15 protein-coding genes and 1 riboswitch are annotated in these 18,802 nt (G+C 72.7%); of the genes, 6 read left to right on the top strand and 9 right to left on the bottom strand.

Annotated features, from left to right (window positions below):
* Positions 1–16: 16 nt before the first annotated feature.
* Together BS83_RS03495 and BS83_RS03490 are read right to left on the bottom strand one after the other, a co-directional pair.
* The gene (locus BS83_RS03495; RefSeq protein ID WP_037600873.1) at positions 17–457 is read right to left on the bottom strand and encodes a roadblock/LC7 domain-containing protein; all 441 of its coding nucleotides are present in this window, start codon (positions 455–457) and stop codon (positions 17–19) included.
* Positions 454–3,072, bottom strand: a complete 2,619-nt coding sequence (locus BS83_RS03490; RefSeq protein WP_051942564.1) for an ATP-binding protein — start codon at positions 3,070–3,072, stop codon at positions 454–456. The genes BS83_RS03495 and BS83_RS03490 overlap by 4 nt, the downstream gene beginning before the upstream one ends.
* A gap of 336 nt (positions 3,073–3,408) precedes the next feature.
* On the opposite strand from BS83_RS03490, the gene BS83_RS03485 reads away from it, so the two are divergent.
* On the top strand, positions 3,409–4,371 hold the full coding sequence (locus tag BS83_RS03485; RefSeq protein WP_037600871.1) for an ABC transporter substrate-binding protein: 963 nt from the start codon (positions 3,409–3,411) through the stop codon (positions 4,369–4,371).
* 112 nt (positions 4,372–4,483) lie between these two features.
* Here the strand turns inward: BS83_RS03485 and BS83_RS03480 are convergent, their stop codons facing one another.
* Positions 4,484–5,044 (bottom strand): MarR family winged helix-turn-helix transcriptional regulator, encoded by a 561-nt coding sequence (locus BS83_RS03480; protein ID WP_037600869.1) that lies wholly within the window; start codon positions 5,042–5,044, stop codon positions 4,484–4,486.
* A 139-nt stretch (positions 5,045–5,183) separates the two neighbouring features.
* Between BS83_RS03480 and BS83_RS03475 the strand changes: the two genes are divergently transcribed.
* The 5 genes from BS83_RS03475 (at position 5,184) to BS83_RS03455 (ending at position 10,585) form a co-directional block, all read left to right on the top strand.
* Positions 5,184–6,494 (top strand): MFS transporter, encoded by a 1,311-nt coding sequence (locus BS83_RS03475; protein WP_037602417.1) that lies wholly within the window; start codon positions 5,184–5,186, stop codon positions 6,492–6,494.
* A gap of 200 nt (positions 6,495–6,694) precedes the next feature.
* On the top strand, positions 6,695–7,621 hold the full coding sequence (locus tag BS83_RS03470; protein WP_037600866.1) for an undecaprenyl-diphosphate phosphatase: 927 nt from the start codon (positions 6,695–6,697) through the stop codon (positions 7,619–7,621).
* Positions 7,622–7,872: 251 nt separating this feature from the next.
* The gene (locus BS83_RS43520) at positions 7,873–8,424 is read left to right on the top strand and encodes a thioredoxin family protein (protein ID WP_198035136.1); all 552 of its coding nucleotides are present in this window, start codon (positions 7,873–7,875) and stop codon (positions 8,422–8,424) included.
* A gap of 110 nt (positions 8,425–8,534) precedes the next feature.
* Positions 8,535–9,632: a bile acid:sodium symporter family protein gene (locus BS83_RS03460; RefSeq protein ID WP_051942562.1), complete on the top strand. Its 1,098-nt coding sequence runs from the start codon at positions 8,535–8,537 to the stop codon at positions 9,630–9,632.
* Positions 9,633–9,687: 55 nt separating this feature from the next.
* Positions 9,688–9,815, top strand: a riboswitch (cyclic di-AMP (ydaO/yuaA leader).
* Positions 9,816–9,826: 11 nt separating this feature from the next.
* Positions 9,827–10,585 carry a M23 family metallopeptidase gene (locus tag BS83_RS03455; protein ID WP_051942561.1) on the top strand — a complete coding sequence of 253 codons (759 nt, stop codon included), beginning with the start codon at positions 9,827–9,829 and terminating at the stop codon, positions 10,583–10,585.
* 212 nt (positions 10,586–10,797) lie between these two features.
* Here the strand turns inward: BS83_RS03455 and BS83_RS03450 are convergent, their stop codons facing one another.
* From BS83_RS03450 to BS83_RS03425, 6 genes are all read right to left on the bottom strand, one after another.
* Complete coding sequence (locus tag BS83_RS03450; RefSeq protein ID WP_037600864.1) at positions 10,798–11,100, bottom strand: hypothetical protein; 303 nt, start codon at positions 11,098–11,100, stop codon at positions 10,798–10,800.
* Positions 11,101–11,119: 19 nt separating this feature from the next.
* Positions 11,120–12,709: a hypothetical protein gene (locus tag BS83_RS03445; RefSeq protein WP_051942560.1), complete on the bottom strand. Its 1,590-nt coding sequence runs from the start codon at positions 12,707–12,709 to the stop codon at positions 11,120–11,122.
* Between the two features lie 101 nt (positions 12,710–12,810).
* Positions 12,811–14,700, bottom strand: a complete 1,890-nt coding sequence (locus BS83_RS03440) for a PrsW family intramembrane metalloprotease (RefSeq protein WP_063774085.1) — start codon at positions 14,698–14,700, stop codon at positions 12,811–12,813.
* Between the two features lie 77 nt (positions 14,701–14,777).
* Positions 14,778–15,542 (bottom strand): tRNA (guanosine(46)-N7)-methyltransferase TrmB, encoded by a 765-nt coding sequence (trmB, locus tag BS83_RS03435; protein WP_332262310.1) that lies wholly within the window; start codon positions 15,540–15,542, stop codon positions 14,778–14,780.
* 348 nt (positions 15,543–15,890) lie between these two features.
* Positions 15,891–17,093 carry an L-2-hydroxyglutarate oxidase gene (gene lhgO, locus BS83_RS03430; protein WP_037600859.1) on the bottom strand — a complete coding sequence of 401 codons (1,203 nt, stop codon included), beginning with the start codon at positions 17,091–17,093 and terminating at the stop codon, positions 15,891–15,893.
* Positions 17,094–17,252: 159 nt separating this feature from the next.
* Entirely contained in the window at positions 17,253–18,788 is a 1,536-nt protein-coding gene (locus BS83_RS03425; RefSeq protein WP_037602399.1) for a hypothetical protein, read from the bottom strand.
* Between the last annotated feature and the right edge of the window lie 14 nt (positions 18,789–18,802).

The raw sequence follows: 18,802 nt of genomic DNA, 5'->3' as shown, positions 1-18,802 counted from the left end.
CCGCGCCCGGGGACGCTCACGCCCCGACGCCGTTCTTCAACTCCATGATCAGCTGCGGGCTGAGCGCGGCGCCGGCGCGGTTGGCGAACAGCGTCATCTCGTAGGCGATGTTGCCGAGCTTGGCCTCCTTGGAGGCCACCACACCGAGCACGCAGCCGTTGCCGATCGAGCAGACCAGCAGATGGCCGCCCTCCAGGTCGATGATGACCTTGTTCAGGCCGCCCAGGCCGTAGTTGCCGGAGGCACCCGCGGCCAGGCTGGTGATGCCGGAGACGATGGCCGCGAGCCGTTCGGAGTCGGCGTGGTCGCGCAGCCGGGACACGGCGATCAGGAGACCGTCGGAGGAGACCGCGATGGCGTCGACCACGCCTGCCGTCTCGGTGGCGAAGCGGCCCAGCAGCCAGGTGAAGTCCGCCGCGGCGCTCTGCAGGTCCTGCACGGTGGGCTCGGTGGTCACTGTCCCACTCCTTCCGTTTGCTTGGGGTTGCCGGTGGTGCCGGTGGAGCCGGGGTTCTCGGGGATGACGCGCATGCCCTGGGTGCTTTCGAGCTCGGCGCGGTTCACCGCGTCCTCGAACTCCTCCAGGGCGGATCTGACCTCTTCGGGGTCGGCCGGGACAGGGGCGATCCGCTCGCCCGCGCCGAGGCCCTCGCGGAGGGTCGCTCCGCGTACGCGCCGCCGCAGCGGCCCCCTGGACTCGTCGCCCCGCCCGGGCTCGGGAGAGGCTGCAGGGGCGGGTTCCGGCGTCGGCGCGGCGAGCGGCTTGCGCAGCGGCAGGCCCGCCGAGGTCGCGGCCGGGGCCGGGCCGGTCGGCAGTTCGCGGGTGACCCGGGTGGGGGGCAGCGCCGGGGTGGTGGGTTCGACCGGACGCGCGTGGCGCGCCTCGGGCTCGCGCCGCGGGGCGAAGAGGTCCGCGCTGGGCTCCAGGACCGGCTCGCGCCAGCCGCCGCGGTCGACGCCAGCCTCGCGGGTCGGCAGGGCCACGGCCGCCGCCGCGGCGGCCACCACGGCGGCCGCCGGGGCGGGCGCGTTGGCGGGGGGCAGGGCCGGGGTGGCCGGCTCGCCGCGCCCGGAGGTGAGCGCGCCGTTCGGGGACCAGGTGCGGCCGGCCCGTGGCGTGGTCGGGGTGACCAGATCCGTCGGGATCGCCACCCTGCTGGTGACGCCGCCCCCGGGGGTGCGGGCCAGGGTCACCTGGATGCCCCAGCGGCGCGCCAGCGCGCCGACCACGAAGAGTCCGAGCACTCGCGTCGGGGCCAGGTCGAGGCGCTCGCGGCGCACCAGCCGCGCGTTCTCCTCGGCCAGACGCTCCGAGCTCATGCCCAGACCGTGGTCGACGATCTCCAGGACGGCCTGGCCGCCCTGCTCGCGGATGGTCACCGCGACCTCGCTGTGAGCGGGGGAGAAGGAGACCGCGTTCTCCAGCAGCTCGGCGAGCATCAGCACCATGTCGCCGACGACGTCGGGCGAGACCGTCGCGTCGGCCTCCGCGGCCAGACGGACCCGCTCGAAACCCTCGATCTGGCCGAGCGCGGCGCGCACGACGTGGGTGAGCTCGGCCGGGCGGCCGTCCAGTTCGGTGTCCCTGATGCCGGCCAGCAGCATCAGCGAGTCGGCGTTGCGCTGCAGGCGCACCGCGATGTGGTCGATCCGGTAGAGCTGGTCCAGGAGTTCGGGGTCGGTCTCGCCGCGTTCGACGGAGTCGATCAGGGTCAGCTGGCGACCGGTCAGGTTGGCGACGCGGCGGCCGACGTTGCCGAACATCTCGGCGATGTTGCGCCGGCTCAGCACCTGCCGCTCCAGCAGCGCGCCTGCCGTCTGCTGGACCTGGTTGAACGCCTTGGCGAGCTCGCCGATCTCGTCCTCGGCCAGGATCGGCAGGTCCTCCAGGTTGGGCGTGCCGTCCATGCCGTCGGGAGAGTCCTCGTCGGCGACCCTGGCCAGTTCCTGCGCGGAGAGCTCGGAGACGCGCCGGGCCGCCTCGGTCACCCGCTGCAGCGGACCGAGGATCGAGCGGCGGATCAGCGCCAGCAGCGCCACCCAGCCGAAGAACATCAGCGCGGCCAGGCCCAGCAGCAGGGACGCCTGCCACCAGGCGCGGACCGAGGCGGCGTGCGCCTCGGCGGCGATCTCGGGGACCAGCTGACGGGTGATCGACAGACGCCGCTGGGACTCGGCCACCACGGAGGGCTGCAGGGCCATGGCCCGCTGCCAGCCCTGCGCCTTGGTCAGCCGGGTGCTGTCGCCCAGGCCGCTGGCGCGCAGCTGGAGATCGGCGTGGGCGGCGTCCAGCGCCGCCTCGTCGCCGTTGAAGTCGATCTTTGCGAGCAGCGCCGCGTGCGCCTGGCTGTTGGAGATCTGGCCGAACCGCGTCAGCTGGAAGCGGTAGAGCCGGTAGGCGCCCTCGGTCGCGCTGAACTGCGAGAGCGCGTCGGCGTTCCCGGTCTGCGCGGACAGCAGCGCGGTCTCGAACTGGGCGTGCGCCGCGTTCACCCAGAGCAGGTCCTCCAGCTGGTCGGCCAGCCGGGCGGTGGTCTGGTCCTGCTGCGGTGCGGTCAGGTGGAGCCCGTTGAGCAGCGCCTCGGTCAGCGGGTTGTAGGCGGTGTCGATGTTGTCGGTCGGCAGCTTGCCGTCCGCGACGGCGGTGCGCGGGGTGTCCAGCGCCGCGCTCATGCCGTTCAGCAGGTCGGCGATGTCCGGCGGCAGGGTCGACCCGAACGCGGCCCTGACCTTCTCCACCTGACGGTCGGTCGCGTGCTGGGCGGCCATGTAGCCGGACAGGATGCGGTCCTTGTCCTTCGGAGAGTCCGAGTAGCTCTCGAAGTAGAGGATGGCCTGGCCCTGCTCCTGCTGCAGGTCGTCGACGAGCTCGGCGACGGTGCCGCTGGCCTCCAGCAGCCCGGCCTCGTGCGCCGCGGCCTGGGCCTGGCTGACCTGGCCGTTCACGTAGACGGCGATGAGCACGGAGATCATGGCGAGCGGGACCGCGATCAGCACATTGAGTTTGCGCCGGAACGGCAGTCGGGCCAGACGGCGTCCGAGCCTGTCGGCCAAGGTGTCCAGGGAGGACAAGAGGAACTCCTACTGCCCCTGCGAGCCTACGTGTTGACGAATTGCTCTTCCGAACGGGTCGAACCTGAGCCCGCCCCCCGAACCCGTGACCGCGGGCGAGACTACCGGTTCCCCGGGGGGTTTGTCAGAGTCGGTTGTGAACATTGCGCTACAAAGACCGGGTTGGGCTTCCTGTTTCGGCCATCGCGGGCCCACTATCGGTCGGTCACGGGGGGAGGATCGTGACCAGAAGGGCGTTGACTCGCCTCTCCGCCAATGGTTTTGATCATCTGTGAGTCAGTACAGAGAATCCGATCGTCGCGTCAGCGAACGCTTCCAAGATGCCGGAATGGAACAGTGACCTCCTCTTTCACCTCCACCTCCAGTCGCACCCGCGTGGCGGCCGTGCTCGTCGCCTCCGCCACCGCTGTGACCCTCTCCGCGTGCGGTTCTTCCAGCAGCTCGAACAGCAGCAACCCACTGGTGGCTCCGACCACTGCGGGTGCCGCGGGCACGATCACGATCGGCAGCAACAACTTCGCCGAGAGCACGATCCTGGCCGACATCTACGGCGAGGCGCTGAAGGCCAAGGGCTTCACCGTGAAGTACCACGCCAACATCGGCAGCCGCGAGATCTCCTACGGCCTGATGAAGAGCGGCCAGATCGGCCTCATGCCGGAGTACAACGGCTCGCTGCTCTCCTACCTGGACCCGAAGGCCACCGCGACCAGCGTGGCCGACACGGACGCCCAGACCTCCGCCAAGCTGGCCCCCAACCTGCAGCTGCTGACGCCGTCGGCGGCCGAGGACAAGGACTCGCTGACCGTCGACGGTCCGACGGCGAAGAAGTACAACCTGACCGCCGCCTCGACGATCAGCTCGCTGTCGAAGATCGCGAGCAGCCTGACCATCGGCGGTGCGCCCGAGTTCCAGACCCGCGAGCAGGGCCTGGTCGGCCTGCAGGGCAAGTACGGCCTGAAGTTCAAGGCCTTCAAGGCCCTGGACGCGGGCGGCGCGCTCTCCGAGGCGGCGCTGAAGAACGGCGACGTCCAGGTCGCCGACATCTTCACCACCGACTCGTCGATCAAGAAGAACGGTTGGGTCACGCTGACCGACGACAAGAGCCTCTTCGGCTTCCAGAACGTGGTGCCGCTGGCGGCCAAGACGCTGCCCTCGGGCGCGGCGGACGCGCTGAACGCGGTCTCGGCGAAGCTGACCACCGCGGCGCTGATGGACCTCGACTCCCAGGTCGGCGCCTCCGGTGCGGACCCGCTGGCGGTGGCGGACGCCTGGCTGAAGGCCAACGGCCTGTCCTCCTGAGCCGTCCCGGGGATGTCCTGACGCGTCCCCGCGGACGCGGAGAGGGGGCCGGGGAGTCGATCGACTCCCCGGCCCCCTCTCCGCGTTCACCCCGCGCGTCCGCCGGTGACGCTCATGCTCCGTCGAGGTCCTCGACGCGCCCCTGGGCGTCCGGCTGGTCCTCCTCGACCCGGCGCAGCATCCGCCCCAGCGCGGCGGCCAGCTCGGACCGCTCCTCGGGGGCGGCGTCCTGCAGCAGGCTCTCCTCGAAGACGGCCGCCATCCGCATGGACTCCAGCCACTTCTCCCTGCCGAGCTCGGTGAGCTCGATGTTCACCCGCACCCTGTTGTTCTCGTCGCGGCTGCGGGTGACCAGCCCGGCCGCGGCCATCCGGTCGACCCGGTGCGTCATGGCGGCCGGCGTCAGCCCGATCCGCTTGGCCAGCTCGCCCGGTCCGAGCCGGTAGGGCTCGCCGGCGACGATCAGGGCCTTGAGCACCTCCCAGTCCGGGGAGGAGATGCCGAGGTCGTTGAGGTGCCGCCCGTAGGCGACCGACATCCGCCGCGAGAGGCGGCTGAGCGTCGAGACGATGGTCTCGACCTGCGGATCCACGTTCGGGAACTCGCGCTGGTACACCGCGACCTGCTCGCTGATCGCGAGCTCTTGCGGCGGCTCCTGGGACGGGTCGGTCATGGCGACAGTGTCTCATGCTCAAGGCTTGCGCTCTTAAAAGTTTCGCACCGAAGACTTTAGTAGTGTACTCTTTCGATCGATACGAAGAGAGAAGCATGAGCCGGGGGAGCCGGCGAAGAGGAGAAGGGCGGTGCGCGAGATGACGACGACCGGAGAGCTGACGATGCGGGGGGCGCTGCGCCGGGTCCAGGTGGGCAACGCGCTGAGCGCCTTCGGCAGCGGCTTCACGCTGCCGTACATGTTCGTGTACGTGGAGCAGGTGCGCGGGCTGGGCTCGATGACCGCCTGGCTGGTCTTCACGCTGTTCGCCGCCGCCGCGCTGGCCGTGCTGCCGATCGGCGGCCGCGGCATCGACCGCTACGGGCCGCGCCCGGTGCTGGTCGCGGGCGCGGTGCTGACCGCCCTCGGCGCGCTGTCCTTCGGGCTGGCGACGACGGAGTGGACGATCCTGTCGGCCGCCTTCCTGTTCGGCGCGGGTGTCACCACCTGCCAGCCGGCGCTGGCCACCATGGTGGTCCGCAGTTCCACCAGGGCGACCCGTTCGCACGCCTTCGCGCTGCAGTTCACGCTCGTCAACCTCGGCATGGGCGTGGGCGCGATGATCGGCGGACAGATCGTCGACGTCTCCCGTCCGGCCAGCCTGACCCTGCTGTTCGGCATCGAGGCGCTGATGTTCCTGGTGCTCGCGGCGGTGACCGGCACGGTCCGGCTGCCCGCGCAGGTCGCCCCGGCGACCGAGCCGGCCGCGGCCGGGGCCCAGGGCCGCTCGGACTTCCGCACCCTGCTGGGCGACGGCGCGATGGTCAAGCTCTGCGTGCTGGCCGGGCTGATCTTCTTCGCCTGCTACGGCCAGTTCGAGAGCGGCGTCGCCGCCTATGCGACGAGCACGGTCGGGATCTCCCCGTCCGCGCTGGGCTTCGGCCTCGGGGCGAACACCTTCGCCATCGTCGTGCTGCAGATGTTCGTCGTCCGGCTGACCTCGCGTCGCCGCCGGACCACCGCGATCGCGGCGACCGGCCTGGTCTGGCTGGCGGCGTGGATCTTCGCGGGCGTCGCGGGCCTCTTCCACGGCGGCTCCGCCATGGCGGTCGGCTCGATGATGACGACGTACGTCCTGTTCGGCGTGGGCGAGGCGCTGCTGGCGCCGACGCTCGGCCCGGTCGTCGCCGACCTGGCCCCGGCCCGGCTGCTCGGCACCTACAACGCGGCGTTCGCCCTGGTGAAGCAGATCGCCATCGCGCTCGGCCCGGCGGTGGGCGTGCTGCTGGTCGGCGCCGGCCTGTCGACGCTGTACCTGCTCGCGCTCGCCCTGTGCTGCGTGGCGGTCACGGTGGCCGCGTGGCGCCTGCGCCGCGTCCTGCCGGCGGCGGCGGACAACGTCGTGCCGGCGCCCTCCAGGGTCGTGGCGGGCTCGGTCCCGCTCCGGGCGGAGCTGACCGCGGCGGCGTGAACTCCCTGAACCGAAGGGGCGCTTCGGCGCCCCTTCGGCGCTTCCCCGAGGCTCTTCCTGCCGTGGGGAGGACGGGCGGGGGATGGCTGGTGAACTTCACGCGACCGCTGTATGAACAGCCGTCACATCGCCTGTAGGCGTCTACACGTTTGTAGTACTTTCGGGCTGGCCCCGTCCCTCCCAGCAGCCCAAGGTCGTCGATGTCGTCCGTGCTCACCTATCCCGAAGCGATCGGCGTCGGCCTGCTCCAGGGCGTCACCGAGCTGTTCCCGGTCTCCAGCCTGGGCCACAGCATCCTGCTGCCGGCGCTGCTGGGCGCCCCCTACAAGAACGACCTCAACGTCTCCGCGGCCGAGTCTCCCTACCTGAGCGTCCTGGTCGCGCTGCACCTGGCGACGGCCGTCGCGCTGGTCGTCTACTTCTGGCGGGACTGGGCGCGGGTGCTGCAGGGTCTCTTCAGCTCCGTGCGCGAGCGGCGGATCGAGACCGCCAACCAGAAGCTGGCCTGGCTGCTGATCGTCGCCACGATCCCGGTCGGCGTCGCGGGCATCGCGTTCGACAAGCTGTTCCGCGAGCACCTGGGCAAGCCGATCCCCGCGGCGATCTTCCTGACCCTCAACGGGATCGTCCTCTTCGTCGCCGAGCGCCTCAAGCGCGGCGGCACCGGCCGTCGCCGCGCCACCGACCCCCAGCCCCTGCCCGGTGACGAGGACCTGCACCCGGACGTGCTCTCCGACCGCCGCATCGTGAAGCTCGGCTGGGGCAGCGCGCTGGTCGTCGGCGCGGCCCAGATCCTCGCGCTCCTCCCCGGCATCAGCCGTTCCGGCGTGACCATGAGCGCGGGCATCTTCAAGGGCCTGCGTCACGAGGACTCGGCCCGCTTCGCCTTCCTGCTGGCCACCCCGGCGATCGGCGGCGCGGCCCTGCTCAAGCTCCCCTCCCTGGCGGGCGCGCAGGGCCACGGCATCCACGGCCAGATCCTGGCCGGCGGCGTCGCGGCGTTCGTGGCGGGCTACGTCGCGGTCCGCTTCCTGACGAAGTACTTCGAGACCAGGACGCTGACGCCGTTCGCCGTCTACTGCTTCGTCGCGGGCCTGGGCAGCCTGGCCTACCTCTCCATGAACTAGTCGCACGATCAGGGGCGCGAGGCTCTGCTTGATCGACTGCGGGCGCGAGCATCCACCCGGCGCGGACGGCCCGGCATGTCGAGGACCATCCGCTCGTCGGAGGGGACACCTCCCGGCCGAAGGCTGGGGGTTTGTCGCGCCCACCCGGCGGAGCCGGAGATCGGCAGAGCCTCGCGCCCCTGAGGTGTTGCCACCACCTGTTCGGCGCGTCGGGGCCGGCGACCTCGCGGGGCGATGTTGCACTGGGTCACGTGCGATCACTACGAGCCCTGCTGGTGGGGCTGCTGCCGCTGCTGACGCTCGCCGCCTGCGTCCAGGTGAACGGGCGGGCCGGCGGGCTCGCGCCGCGCTACTCGCAGCCGTTCGTCGCCGTGCCCAGCGTCTCCGCCGGGCCCGTGCCCACCGGCTACGACCCGCACGCGGACGCGCCCGCCGCGGTCGCCGCCGCGCAGGCGGCCTCGCGGAAGGACGGGCGGCCGGTGCTGGTCGAGTTCGGCGCCGACTGGTGCGCCGACTGCCAGGTGCTCGCCCAGCGTTCGGCCACGCCAGGGGCGTGGCTGGTGCTGGCGAGGAACTACCACCTGGTCACCGTCGACGTCGGCCACTTCGACCGCAACAGCGCGCTGGCCGCGCGCTGGATCGACCTGAAGCGCAGCGGCATCCCCGCGCTGGTCGTGCTGGACCCCGACGGCCGGGTCAGGGCCACGACGCAGGACGGCAGCTTCGCCAACGCCCGCTCGCTCTCCGTCGACGCCCTCACCAACCGACTCGTGGACTGGCTGTACCCCGCTTCCCGATCATGACCGATTCCACTCGAAGTCATGAATCTGCCCATTTCGGTGAGGTGTTCCGGGTTCGTACCTGATGTGATGCCGCCATCCGTACACGATGCATGCACGACGGGCGGTGTCCGATGAAGCTTCTCGGGACCCTGGCCGCCGCCGTCCAACGGCGGCTGCTCTGGATCATGCTGCTCGCCTACGTTCTCGCCGCGGCCCGGCCCGGGCCGGGACAGGCCCTGCGCGGGGTGACGCTCGCGCGGTTCGACGGGGCCGCCTTTCCGCTCCAGGCGGGACTCCTCGCCCTGATGGTCTTCAACGCCGGCCTGACCGCCAGGTCCGAGGCCCTGCCCGCGCTGCTGCGGCATCCCCGGGCGCTGCTGGTCGGCATCGCCTCCAACGCCCTGCTGCCGACGCTCCTGCTCGGCGTCGGCGCCCTCGCGGCCGACGGCTGGCACAACGTCCACGAGGCGCAGAGCCTGCTCGTCGGCCTCGCCCTGGTCGGCGCCATGCCCGTCGCCGCCGGAGCCACCGTCTTCGCCCAGGGGAGCGAGGGCAATGCCACGCTGACCCTCGGCCTGGTCGTCGGCAGCACCCTGCTGAGCCCGCTCACCATCCCGCTCGGGCTGCATCTGGGCGGGTTCCTGGCCTCCGGGCCCTACGCGGCGGACCTGCACGCCGTCGCCGAGCACGCGTGCAGCGCCTTCGCGGTGCTGGCGGTCGTGCTGCCGTGCGCGGCGGGCCTGCTGACGGGGCGTCTGCTGGGCGCGCGGCTCGGGCCGGTGCTGCCGCTGGTCAGGGCCGCCGGCCTCGCCGTGGTGGTGCTGCTCAGCTACACCAACGCCTGCGGCGCGCTGCGGCAGGTGGTGGAGCGACCCGACCCCGACTACCTGGTCCTGGTCGTCGTCGCGGCGGCGGCCATGTGCGGCGGCTCCTTCCTCAGCGGGTGGGTGCTGGCCGGCAGGCTCGGCGTCCCGCGCGCGGACGCGATCGCGCTCACCTACGCCTCCGGGATGAACAACAGCAGCGCCGGAGCGGTCGTCGCGGCCACGCGGCTGCCGGGGAACCCGGCCGTCCTGCTGCCGATCCTGGCCTACAGCCTGCTGCAGAAGGTGCTGGCTTCCTCGGTCGGTGCGCTGGTCAGGAACGCACCGTTCGGTGACGAAGGTTCAGCGGGGTCCACGGCCGTCCCAACTGCCCCTAAGGAACCACTTGGATTCAGACGGCTTTAGTATTAACTTTCCATAACAGTACGCGCGGCTACAGTCGTTCGACCGTCGGACGACGTCGTGCGGATCGCCTAATCCACATGGAACCGGGGACCCAGGTACCTGGGGTGCATCGGCCTCGCGGCCGTAGGAGACCTCCCTCTCCGAACCCGTCAGCTAACCCGGTCGGCGAAGGGACGGAAAGGAGCACGCCAGTTATGGCGTCATACCCGGTCGAGACCGTCGCCGAGCCCTCGACGGCGCAGCAGGCGACGAGCGCCCTGCCGCGGCAGCGTGGCGCGGCGCTGGGCCTGGCGGCCATGGCTGTCGGCGCGAGCAGCGTGATCGGCCTCGCCGGCCCGGCCCTCGCGGCCGACCGTCCCGAGCACACCGGCCCTTCCGGCTCCCTCCTCCTCGACGAGCACGCCACGGCGGCGCCGGCCGCCGACGCGGGCACGGCGCTGGCCGACCGCATCCGCGCGCAGGCGACGCAGCAGCGCGCCGACGCCGAGACCACGGCCCGCAGGGAGGCCGCGACGGCGGCCTCGGCGAAGGCCGCGGCGGTCGAGCGGGTCCGTACGACGGAGACCCTCACCCTTCCGGTCCCCGGCGTCAGCACGACCGCGTACGGGCAGTCCGGCTCCTACTGGTCCCACCTGCACACCGGCCTGGACTTCCCGGCCCCGGCGGGCACGCCGGTCCGCGCCGTGGGCGCGGGCGTCGTCACCTCGGCCGGCTGGGCGGGCTCCTACGGCTACCGCGTCATCGAGACGCTGCCGGACGGCACGGAGATCTGGTACTGCCACCTCTCCGCCATCGCGGTCGGCGCGGGCTCGGTGACCGGCGGCCAGCCGATCGGCCGCGTCGGCTCCACGGGCAACTCCACCGGCCCCCACCTCCACCTCGAGGTCCGCCCCTCCGGCGGCGACCCGGTCGACCCCACGGAGTGGCTCACCGCCCACGGCGTCGAGCTCTGAGCCACGCAGTTGATCAAGCAGAGCCTCGCGCCCCTGGACAGTGCAACTGACCCTGTGATGTGAGGTGTCGCGCCCGCGCGGCAGAGCCGCGCAGTTCCCCGCGCCCCTGAGGTAGTGCGGCCAACCCTTTGTTCTGAGGTCTCCCGCCCGCGTGCCGGAGGCGCGCAGTTCCTCGCGCCCTTGGTGGTGCAACGGCCCTTGGCCGGGAGGGGCTACGCCTTGCGGTCCGCCAGGCTCCAGGACGCGAGGGCGACGCCCGTGGCCACGGTGAGGACCGAGGGCCAGGCGCCGATCTTCTTCGCCAGGGGGTGGGAGCCCGCGAACGCGGCCACGTAGAGGCCGCCCAGCGCGGCCGCCGTCCTGGGCCCCGCCGCGCCGCGCCACTGCAGGGCCGCCACGCCGCCTGCCGCGGCCAGCGCCACCCCGCCGAGCTCCCTCCGCTTCGTCGCCCGTGCGACAGCGAAGCCGCCCACCAGACCCGAGGCGGCTGTCACCGAAGAGGGAATCCGGGCCATGGAACTGAACCTCCGTCACTCAATTTGTGCGCGTGTTGTGAAGATGCAGGCCGACATATCCGATATAGACCCGGCCCGTACCCGAACAGTCGTCGTGATAGTGCAGTCGAGGCGCCGTTCCGCCGCCGCCTATCCGCAGATGCGCGCCCATGAAGACCCGACCCGAAGGGTCCACCGCCGTCGGGACGGGAAGAAGCCGTTCCCGCTTCCACTTCGCGTTCGTGCTCACCGTGCGGGACTCGCCGCGGATGACCTTGCGCGGCGGGAAGGGGTGGCAGTCGGGGGGCGTGTTCTCGCACCAACTGCGGAAGTCGCCGCCCGACGTGCCCGCCTTGGCCGCCTCCGCGTAGTCGGAGAGGGCGAGCAGCGCGTCCCACGTCATCCGGACCCAGGTGGGGTGGTCGGTCTGCTCGTCCAGCTCCTTGGTCAGCCGCGCGTCCCCGGTGAACTCCAGCAGCGGGAACTCGCCCAGCCGGTCCAGCAGCTCCGCGAACGTGCCCGGCTCGGCGTCCTGGGGACGGGCCGGCCGGCCCGCGAGCGAGCGCAGCTCCGTGCGGGCCGCGCGCAGCTCGCTGTACTGCTCGTCGTACTCCGCCGCCAGCTGCGACTCGCGCTCCTCCGCCGCGCGGAGCCAGCGCCGGACCTCCTGCAGCTCCTCGGCGCGGGCGCGCTGCTCGTGGGCCTCTTCCTCCTCGTGGTCGACCAGCAGGCCGCCCGGCAGGATCGCGTCCGCCTCCGGCAGGCCCTCGGGCCGCAGCAGCGGAAGCCCGACCAGCTGGTCGGGCAGCGGCGTCTGCACGGCGAGCCGACGCGGCAGCCAGGCCAGCAGGCCCGAGGCCCGCCGCAGGTTCTCCTCGATCGTGGAGCGCGACATCACCCGGTGCCTGGCCGCCTCCGGCGCCCACGCCGGATCCAGGCCGGGGAGGTAGGTGCGGACCGCGCCGCCGTAGACCCGGTGGTGCTCCAGGGCCGCGTTGAAGGTGCGCTCCGCGCCGGGCGCGAGGGCGTAGAGCACGGCCAGGCCGCTGCAGCTGCGCAGCAGCGGGTCGACGGTGTCGTTGAGCCAGTCGTCGAAGTCGGCGTGCAGGGGCGTGCTGGCCACCACGATGGGGAGCCTGCGGTCGGGGTCGCAGAGCTCGTCCAGGATCTCGTCGACGTCCTGGCGCTCGATGACGCTCGGCAGGCCGTGCACCCGGGCGGCGCCCGCCTGCTCGCCCTCGACCGCGTCCAGCACGTCCAGCAGCCCGCGCGCGAGCGCGGGGACGGGGGCCTTCGCGGGCTCCTCACCGCGGACCGGCAGCTGCTCGGCGTCCAGCTGGACCCAGGTGCGGCCGTCCCTGGCCGAGGCCACGGTCAGCGAGGTCTGCCAGATGCCCTGCACGGTGAACTCGCGCAGCCGCCAGCGCGCCAGCCGCCCCTGCACGGCCTTGCCGCGCGCGACCTGGTCCAGCACGGCCTGCGGCCCGACCAGGCGACGGCCGTTGCCGGTGCCGGGCTCGTCGTAGTGCAACGCCTTCAGCCACTGCCTGAGCTGCTGCTCGGCGAGGGCAACAGTCTCCTGGTGACCGTGCCCGCTGGTCACGGCCATCCGATAGATGCCATCGGTCACTGGCGCTGCCTCCTGACGCTGTATCGGCGTCGCCGCACGGCGGTGTGCGGGTATTCAGGACAACGCGGCAGGACCCGGCATTGGTTCCGGTACGGCCGAAGTCACTGGTCGGAGGGGGGCACTTCCTCGGAGTCCGCGGCGGCCGGGCGGGTGGCCGGGTACTGGTAGGGGGGCTGCGGTTGCGGCGCCGGCTGTGCCTGCGGCGGTCCGACCTGGGGATACGCCTGCGGGTACGGCTGCTGGTACGGCTGTTGCTGCTGCGGGAACCCGTACGGAGCCTGCCCGTACGGCCCGGGCTGCTGCTGGGGATACCCGTTCTGCGGATACCCCTGCTGGGGCACGCCCCCCTGCGGATAGCCCTGCTGCGGGTACCCCGGCTGCCCGTACGGCCCCGGCTGCTGCCCGTACGGCCCGGGCTGCTGTGGGAAGGCCACGGGCCGCTGCGGGTAGCCGACGGGCCGCTGCGGGTAGGGATGGGCGTACGGCGACGGCGCCGGGTACGCCGCGCCAGGGGCCCGGCCCCAGACCGTCGCGACCGGCGGGTTCCTGCGGAGCAGCTCCTGCTCGCCCACGCGGGCGAAGATCGGGGTCACCACGTCCTTCCGCTCCCACAGGTGGTGCAGCAGTTCCTGCTCCCGCACCGCGAAGTCCGGCACGGCGAGCCCGCGCGCGACCCGCTCACGGAGCAGCGCCAGGGAGGTGGCGAAACCCTGGTACTCGCGCATCGCCTTGTCGCCGTGCGGACCCTGCTCGAACCTGGAGAGCGCCCGCGCCTGCTTGCGGGTCCGCATGGACGAGAGCACGACCGGCACCTGTCGGCCGATCCAGCCCGCCGTGACGTAGACCGCGAGCTGTTTGCCGACGACGGTCAGCTCGTTGCCGCGCGACCAGACCAGCAGCCAGACCATCAGGGCGAAGACCGGGACCATGAAGAGGAAGTAGACGCCGAGGAAGCCGACCCCGCCGAGCACCGGCGAGCTGTTCCAGGTGCCGTGCATCAGCATGGCGAAGATCCAGCCGGCGATCGGCGCGCACACGCGCTGCCAGCGCTTGCGGCTGATGGCCGCGATGCCGAAGCCCACCGCCGTCATCGAGGTGAAGAGCGGGTGCGCGAAGGGGGACATGACCTCCCGGATCACGAAGGTCATCACGGTCGTGACGACTCCGGTGCCGCCGTCGCCGCCGGAGTCCGTCACCGACCGGCCGATGTAGAGGATGTTCTCGGTGAAGGCGAACCCGGTGGCGGTGAATCCGGCGTAGACGGCGCCGTCGACGATGCCGGTGAAGTCGCGACGCCGGAAGAAGAAGATCATCAACAGCGGTGCGGCCTTGACCGACTCCTCGACCAGCGGAGCCACCAGGCTCGCGCCCAGCGTCTGGCCGCCGCCTATCTGGCGGACGATCAGGTAGTCCGTGGCCCAGGTGTTGGCCTTGATGGCGATCAGCGTCGCGGCGCATGCGCCCCAGGCGAAGCAGAAGAGCAGCAGCTGCCAGCGCTTGGGCTCGACCCGGTCCAGCCAGAAGTAGCCGCACAGGATCAGGGGTACGGGCAGCACGGCCAGGCCGATGCCGACCAGGAAGCCGGGGGTGCCCGTCTGGCTCTGCACCATGCCGAGGATCGCGAACCCGCACAGGGCGAGCCCGAGCGCGACGGCGACGAACCACAGCCAGCGGTACTCGAGCAGGTTGCGCCGGGCCTTGTACTGGAAGCTGGTCGGCGGCTTGAACGGCAGCGCGTCCACCCCGCCGGCCTGCGGCGCGGCCGGCAGTCCCTCGGGCAGCGGTTCCGTCGGCACGTCCGACCGGGCCTCGGCCTGCGCCGCGGGCGACACCTCGACCTGCGGTGCGGCCTGCGGTTCGGACTGCGGCGCGGCCTGCGGGTCGGGTCGGGTTCCGGGCTGGGGCGGGGCCGTCGGCGCGGACGAGGGCTCGGGCTCGGGTATCGGACCGGCCGCGTCGGCGGCCGAGGGTTCCTGCTGCGCGCTGCTCACCCCATGACCTTAGCGGGGCGGCCGACCGGCCGGTAAGGACTTCCGCCCTGGCTGCGGCCCCGGCCGCCGGCCGCGGCTCAGCGACGCCGGAACAGGAGATCGTGCACGACGTGGCCCTTGGCCAGCCCCTGCCGCTCGAACTTGGTCACCGGCCGCCAGTCCGGCCGCGGCGCGTAGCCGTCGTGCAGGTTCTCCAACTCCGGGGAGCCGGACAGCACCTCGAGCATCTGCTCGGCGTAGGGCTCCCAGTCGGTGGCGCAGTGCACCGTCGCCCCGGCGCGCAGCCGGGAGACGGCCAGCGTCACGAAGTCCGGCTGTATCAGCCGCCGCTTGTGGTGGCGGGCCTTGGGCCACGGATCGGGGAAGTAGATACGCAGCCCGGCCAGGCTCGCGGGCGGCAGCTGATCCCGCAGCAGCACGACCGCGTCGCCTTCTGCCAGCCTGACGTTGTCGAGGCCGTCGGACTCGATCCGGCGCAGCAGGTTGCCGTGGCCGGGGGTGTGCACGTCGGCGGCGAGCAGGCAGCGTCCGGGCTCGGCGGCGGCCATGGTCGCGGTGGCGTCACCCATCCCGAAGCCGATCTCCAGCACGACCTCCGCGTCGGTCCGCCCGAACCAGGTGTCCAGATCGATCCGGCGCTTGCCGTCGATGCGGATGCCCCACGCGTCCCAGGAGCGGTCCAGCGCGTCGTGCTGGGCGGCGCTCATCCGGCCCTTGCGCGGGTGGAAGCTGCGGATCCGCTTCTCCCCGTGCAGTTCGGCGGAGAACGGGCTGCCCGGACGCGGGGCGGCGGCCTGGGCGTCGACGGGGTCGGGGGCGGCGGTGGTCGTCTGGATGCTCACAATGCGCTCAAGTCTACGGAACGGGCCGCGACCCCGGCCGTGCCCCGGCGGTCCGGCCGGAGCGAGGCCTCCGCGGGATGATGGGCTCGCCTGGGTGGCCGACCTGACCGTCGTCGCCGACGAGTCAGACTTGGCCGATCGACTGGACCCCCACTGCCGCCGCCGGCGCCCGTGCCGCGGCAGCGGCGCTCGGGCGCTCCGCCGTCGGTTCCGGCGGAGGCGGGCGAGGCGCGTCCGCGGGGTGATGGGCTCGCCCGGCGGGCGACTCGGCCGTCGTCGCCGACGATGAGCCGGCCGGCCGGTGCCGGGGTGCGGGCACGGAGGCCGGGGAGCCCGGGGACGCCGGGATCAGGCCGCCTTCAGTGCCTCCAGCGCGCGGGCGGCGATCTCCCGGCCGATCGGGAGGGAGGCCGTCGCGGCGGGGGAGGGCGCGTTGAGGACGTGGACCGTGCGCGGTCCCTCGGCGAAGGCGAAGTCGTCGACCAGCGCGCCCTGACGGTCGACCGCCTGCGCGCGGACTCCGGCCGGAGCCGGCAGCAGGTCGCGGGCGGTGACGGCCGGGAGGAGCCGCTGCAGGTCCCTGACGAAGGCGCGGGTGCTGAGCGAGCGGTGCAGTTCGACCGTCTCCGCGCGCCAGTGGCGTGCCGCCAGCGACCAGGTGCCGCGCCAGGACGCCGTCTCGGCGAGGTCACGCGGGCTGACGGTGCGCCAGTCGTAGCCCTCGCGGGCGAGCGCGGGCACGGCGTTCGGTCCGACATGGACGCCGCCGTGCAGGTCACGGGTCAGGTGCACGCCGAGGAAGGGGAAGGCCGGGTCGGGGACCGGATAGACCAGTCCGCGGACCAGCGCGGCCGCCTGCGGGGTGAGCTCCACGTACTCGCCGCGGAACGGCACGATCCGCAGCCCCGGCTCGTCCCCCGCCATCCTCGCGATCCGGTCGCTCTGCAGCCCCGCGCAGTTGACCAGCACCCGCGCGCGGACCTCGCCGAGCGTCGTGGTGACGGTGACCCCGTCCGCCCGCCGGTCGATCGCGGTCACCGCGTTCCCGGTCCGCACCCGCGCGCCGGAGAGCCTGGCGTAGGCGGCGGCGACGGCCGGGTAGTCGGCCAGCCCGGTCGTGCCCACGTGCAGGGCGGCGACGCCGCGCACGTTCGGCTCGTACTCGGCGATCTGGGCCGCGCCCAGCTCCCGTGTCGGCAGCCCGTGCTCCCGCCCGCGCTGCGCCAGCGCATGCAGCCGGGGCAGCTCGGAGCGGTCGACCGCGACGACGAGCTTGCCGGTGACCTCGTGGGGGAGCCCGTGCTCCTTGCAGAACTCGACCATCTCGGCCGCCCCCGCCAGCGCGAACCTCGCCTTCAGCGAGCCCGGCCGGTAGTAGAGGCCGCTGTGGATCACACCGCTGTTCCGCCCCGTCTGGTGCACGCAGAGCCGGGCTTCCTTCTCCAGCACGATCACGTCCGTGCCGGGCGCGGCCTGCGCGATGGCATACGCCGTGCTCAGACCCACGATCCCGCCGCCGACCACCACGACGTCACAGTCGAACCCGCCCACAACACCCTCTCGACGAAACGACCGGTCACACCCGCTCGGGACGCGAGAATCCGACGACTCGCGGCCCTGCCCGGCGGGTGCGCACCACCACGAACTGCGGACACTCCTGCGCTTTCGGTCAACCACCTGCGTGGGTGGCTTGCCCCGAACAGAACAACTCTACGCAGGGGCAGCCAACGTGAGCCTCGCGCGTTCCACCAGCTCCGCCGCGATCCGCTCCCCCTTGAAGCGGTCCAGGCGCTTCAGCATCTCGCCCAGGTACTCCCGCGTCCGCTGCGAGGAGATGCGTCCGGCCACGTCCAGGGCCCGGTTGCCGGCCGCCACCGCGCGCTCCAGCTCGCCCTCGTCCAGCTCCGCCATCGCCGAGACGATCAGCCGCAGGCCGTGCGAGCGCACGTACTCCTCCGTCGGGCGGGCCAGCGCCCGCTCGGTGAACTCCCTGACCTTCCCCGGCATGCCGAGGTCCCTGAAGCCCTCCGCCGCGTCGGCCGCGAGCCGGTCCCAGGTGTAGAAGTCGATCCAGGCCGGGTCGGGATCCCCCGAGCGGGCACGCTCCAGCCAGCTCTCCGCCGCCGCCAGCGCCGCCGCGCACGCCACCGCGTTGCCGGCCCGTGCGTGCGCGCGGGACTCGACCAGCCGGAAGAAGCTCATCGTGCGCGCCGTCGCCAGACCGCGGTTGCGCTCCACGGCGGCCTGCGCGAGGTCCACCCCCTCCTCGGCCGCGCCCCGGTAGGTGGCCTGCAGGCTCATCGAGGCCAGCACGTAGCCGCCGAGCGGGACGTCCGCGGCCGCACGGGCCAGCCTCAGCGCCTGGATGTAGTAGCGCTGCGCTGCCTCGTGCTGGCCGGTGTCGAACGCCATCCACCCGGCCAGGCGGGTGAGTTCGGCGGTCGCCCCGAACAGCGCGCGGCCGACCTCGTCGCTGTAGCTGGCGAGCAGCAGCGGCGCCGCGTCACGGCGCAGGCACTCGGGGACCATGGAGGAGCGCCAGTCCCCGCCGCCGTAGCGGGAGTCCCAGCGGCGCGCCTCCTCCGCCGCCTGGCGCAGCTTGGCCGCGTCCGCGTGGCCCACCCGGTACGGGCGGCCCTGGGCGTCCAGCGCGCGGGCCAGCTCGGACGGCTCGTGGGCGTCCGACTGCAGACCCTGTCTGCTCGGTCCCGGTATCCCCGGCAGGCCCGAAAGGCGGGACAGCTCGGCGGGCTCCGCGGCCTCGCGGGCGACCGAGCCGTCGACGGGGGTGATCAGCCAGCGGGAGACGGGAGTGGCGTACGCGGCCACGGAGAAGGTTCCGGCCAGGCTGTCCCACCAACCGGCCCCCGGCGAACCGGGCTTGCGCCCGCGTTCGGGGTCGAGCCGCCACAGGTCCGTCGCGCTGCGGACCGCGGCCGGTACCTCGCGGGGAAAGGCCAGGCCGATCTCCGGGGTCGGATCGGTGCTGCCGAGCCCGATCTCCTCCAGCGGGACGGTCCGCCCGAGCTTGCCGCCGATCGCGGTGGCGATCAGATGCGGCACCGGCCCCTGCGGAACCATGCCCTTGGAGACCCACCGGGCGACCGAGGTCTTGTCGTAACGGAACGTCAGACCCCGCTGCGCGCCCAGGTCGTTGACACGCCGGGCCAGCCCGGCGTTGCTGATGCCCGCGAGGACCAGGACCGAACCCAGCTTGTCGTTCGGTCCGCGTCCACTGATGGTCATGCCCCGCTGCACCC

Origin of the sequence: Streptacidiphilus rugosus AM-16 (assembly GCF_000744655.1) — a bacterium.
Classification (GTDB): domain Bacteria; phylum Actinomycetota; class Actinomycetes; order Streptomycetales; family Streptomycetaceae; genus Streptacidiphilus; species Streptacidiphilus rugosus.
Note: the sequence above shows the minus strand (reverse complement) of the source record. Positions and strands in the feature narration are given on the sequence as shown.